This is a genomic window from Nitrosomonas sp. Nm58 (genome assembly GCF_900107335.1).
Taxonomy (GTDB): domain Bacteria; phylum Pseudomonadota; class Gammaproteobacteria; order Burkholderiales; family Nitrosomonadaceae; genus Nitrosomonas.
Window position 1 is genome coordinate 1 of the sequence record NZ_FNPQ01000100.1, and the last position, 2,601, is coordinate 2,601.

Annotated in this window: 5 protein-coding genes, 3 tRNA genes and 1 pseudogene; 4 read left to right on the forward strand and 5 right to left on the reverse strand. The window is 49.5% G+C overall.

Annotated elements, in window-relative coordinates; genetic code table 11:
- The 4 genes from BLW34_RS15120 to BLW34_RS15135 form a co-directional block, all read right to left on the reverse strand.
- Positions 1-85, reverse strand: an 85-nt coding sequence (locus BLW34_RS15120; RefSeq protein ID WP_090579408.1) for a GTP-binding protein, incomplete at its 3' end; no start/stop codon positions are given.
- A 55-nt stretch (positions 86-140) separates the two neighbouring features.
- Positions 141-215, reverse strand: a tRNA-Thr gene (locus BLW34_RS15125).
- Positions 216-252: 37 nt separating this feature from the next.
- Positions 253-326, reverse strand: a tRNA-Gly gene (locus tag BLW34_RS15130).
- Between the two features lie 28 nt (positions 327-354).
- Positions 355-439: transfer RNA gene (locus tag BLW34_RS15135), tRNA-Tyr, on the reverse strand.
- Positions 440-742: 303 nt separating this feature from the next.
- Here BLW34_RS15135 and BLW34_RS17595 point away from each other — a divergent pair.
- The 3 genes from BLW34_RS17595 to BLW34_RS16660 all read left to right on the forward strand — a co-directional run bounded on the left by BLW34_RS17595 (position 743) and on the right by BLW34_RS16660 (position 1,464).
- On the forward strand, positions 743-1,060 hold the full coding sequence (locus BLW34_RS17595; RefSeq protein WP_218138888.1) for a transposase: 318 nt from the start codon (positions 743-745) through the stop codon (positions 1,058-1,060).
- The gene (locus tag BLW34_RS16655) at positions 978-1,163 is read left to right on the forward strand and encodes a hypothetical protein (protein WP_218138890.1); all 186 of its coding nucleotides are present in this window, start codon (positions 978-980) and stop codon (positions 1,161-1,163) included. The genes BLW34_RS17595 and BLW34_RS16655 overlap by 83 nt, the downstream gene beginning before the upstream one ends.
- A 61-nt stretch (positions 1,164-1,224) precedes the next feature.
- A complete protein-coding gene (locus BLW34_RS16660; protein ID WP_218138889.1) occupies positions 1,225-1,464 on the forward strand; it encodes a transposase in 240 nt (79 codons plus the stop codon).
- A gap of 36 nt (positions 1,465-1,500) precedes the next feature.
- Here BLW34_RS16660 and BLW34_RS15145 read toward each other — a convergent pair.
- A pseudogene (locus tag BLW34_RS15145) lies at positions 1,501-1,750 on the reverse strand (IS5/IS1182 family transposase); the annotation flags it as partial.
- Between the two features lie 392 nt (positions 1,751-2,142).
- On the opposite strand from BLW34_RS15145, the gene BLW34_RS15150 reads away from it, so the two are divergent.
- The coding region (locus BLW34_RS15150; protein WP_143037976.1) for an IS110 family transposase at positions 2,143-2,601 on the forward strand (459 nt) is incomplete at its 3' end.

Genomic DNA, 2,601 nt, shown 5'->3' on the forward strand with positions numbered 1-2,601 from the left:
TCAATGTCGTCTTCCCATGATCAACATGACCTATCGTGCCAACGTTTATATGCGGCTTCAATCGCTCAAATTTACTCTTCGCCATGCTATATCCTCATCATCAAAATAACCCAACTTATTTCACCACAGCACTATAACCATGGAGCCCATGGCCAGAATTGAACTGGCGACCTCTCCCTTACCAAGGGAGTGCTCTACCACTGAGCTACATGGGCAAATAACATCCAATAGCCGCACTGCTTCCCTCATACCTGGAGCGGGTGAAGGGAATCGAACCCTCGTCGTAAGCTTGGAAGGCTTCTGCTCTACCATTGAGCTACACCCGCACTCAACTACTCTTTTGACAACAAAATGTGGTGGAGGGGGAAGGATTCGAACCTTCGAAGGCAGAGCCGTCAGATTTACAGTCTGATCCCTTTGGCCGCTCGGGAACCCCTCCAAATTAATCAAATATTATGAATACATTATACTTCTAAGTCAATAAATACAATATTATTTATTATTTCCATATACCGTTTAATTCCCATGAATATTAAACTCAAGCTAAAACTGATTAAGCTAAAATAGAACCTGTTTTTAGATTAACCACCTCTTCCCCAAAGAAAATAAGGCTTTTCTTAGAAGCTGTTTGGAAATTCTGAGTGCTAGTTTGATGGTACGATTTTTGCTGTTAACATGCACTATTTTATGAATTTACAAAAAAGCGGAAAAAGCGTTATCCGAGTAATCTAAGCGCTGGAGCATGGCATTATTTGAAACCCCACTTGCCGGTGTCGGTAGTGGAAAGGCCGGGAGAGTTAAGCCTACGCCGAGTGATAAATGCAATCCTGTATGTTTAAAAACAGGTTGTCAATGGCGGCAATTGCCCCGTGAATTCCCAGCCTGGAGCGTAGTTCACTACTATTTTCACTGCTGGACCCGTAACGGGACATGGGAGCGTCTTCATCATTTGTTACGTTCACGGTTGCGAGCAAGATGTGGCCGCCACAAAAACCCGACGGCAGCTTGTCTGGACAGCCAAAGTGTCAAATGTACTGCGGCCTGGGCAGCGTGGTTTTGATGCTGGCAAGAAGGTTAATGGCCGTAAACGCCACATCCGGGTGGACACACTGGGTTTACTGCTGATGGTTGTAAGTCACTGCTGCCAGCGTGCAGAACCGTGACACTGCTCGCCTGTTGCTGCGTCATCTACCAGGTAGCTGCAAAAAGTTGAGGAAGATTTGGGTGGATGGTGGTTACAATGGCCGCCTCGTGGACTGGGCTGCAGAACAATTTAAATTCTGTTTGGCGGTAGTGTTGCGTCCCAGGGAAGCCAGGAAACTCGTATTGCCACCCCGTCGTTGGGTAGTCGAGCGCACCACCTTAGGCTGGCTCAATCATTCACGCCGATTTAGCAAAAGTTACGAGCGTCTCACGTGCACAGACGAAACCTGGATTTACATCGCCACACCCGCATCATGTTGAGGCGATTAACCTAAAACTGGAGTTTCCAAACAGCCTCTCAGTCAACCGCTCAATCATCCGGGCACTGCCCGCCCCTTCCACGGTAGCATATAACCATAATGCAAACAGAATTTCCGGCGCAATCGGTGTCCTGCCGCTACCTCCTTCCATCGCCTTGATCCCCAGCATAAATTCGGCTCAAGTCGGCCCGCTCTACATACGCCCATCCAATCCTGGCACGGTGCCTTTCCGGTAATAGTGATTCCAGATCGTTCGGCCGCAATTCCACTTGCGACCGATTCGGCATCAGTACTCGCGCCACGCCCACAACTAGCGGTTTAGCCAAAAACCCGGGTTACGGGTCATGTTGAGGCCTTCAGGAAGCAAATCAGGGATGGATGGAGTCGTCATAGCAGGAACAAAAAAGATAAATCGTTCGTTCTGCTTATTTTATCCGCTGCCGGCCAGTTGCAACCAGTGCCCAGGTGGTGTTTTTCACAGCCTCTGAGTAGTTACAAGAATTCTATGAATAACAGCACACCTCACTTCAATTCTTTTGGAGATGAAATGGGCGCCTCCTTCCCCGCGGGGAGCAGGGGTAAGCGGTAAAGAATGAAGCAGTCCCTCGCGGACCTGACGGCATCTACGTGCCAAGGTGGAGATAATAAGATTTTCCCACAAACGGACGGAAGGGCTGAAATGAATTTTACGACCTATGGGTTGGATATTGCAAAGCGCATTTTTCAACTGTACTGGGTGACGCACGAGAGCGGCGAGATTCATCACCGCAAGTTTGGCAAGCAAGAATTGCTGGAATTCTTTGCACAACGTGAAGCTGGACTGATTGCAATGGAGGCATGCGGTAGCGCGCACTGGCGGCGCAAACTAATGGCACTGGGGCATGAAGTCAAATTGATTCACGCCAAGTTTGTCCGGCCCTCTGTGCAAGGCAACAAGACCGATGCGACGGATGCCAAGGCGATCTGGACAGCGGCATGGCAACCGGAGATGCGCACGGTAGCCGGCAAAACAGAAGATCAACAAGCAATACTGGCGTTGCACCGGATGAGATTGTCGCTGATCAAGTTCCGCACCATGCAGGTGAACCAACTGCGTGGCTTGCGCTACGAGTGGGGTGTTACGTTGAAAGGCGGCAGG

Bases quoted from the DNA above. Each gene is read 5' to 3' on its own strand.
- BLW34_RS17595 (WP_218138888.1), top strand. From the start codon at position 743: ATGGCATTATTTGAAACCCCACTTGCCGGTGTCGGTAGTGGAAAGGCC.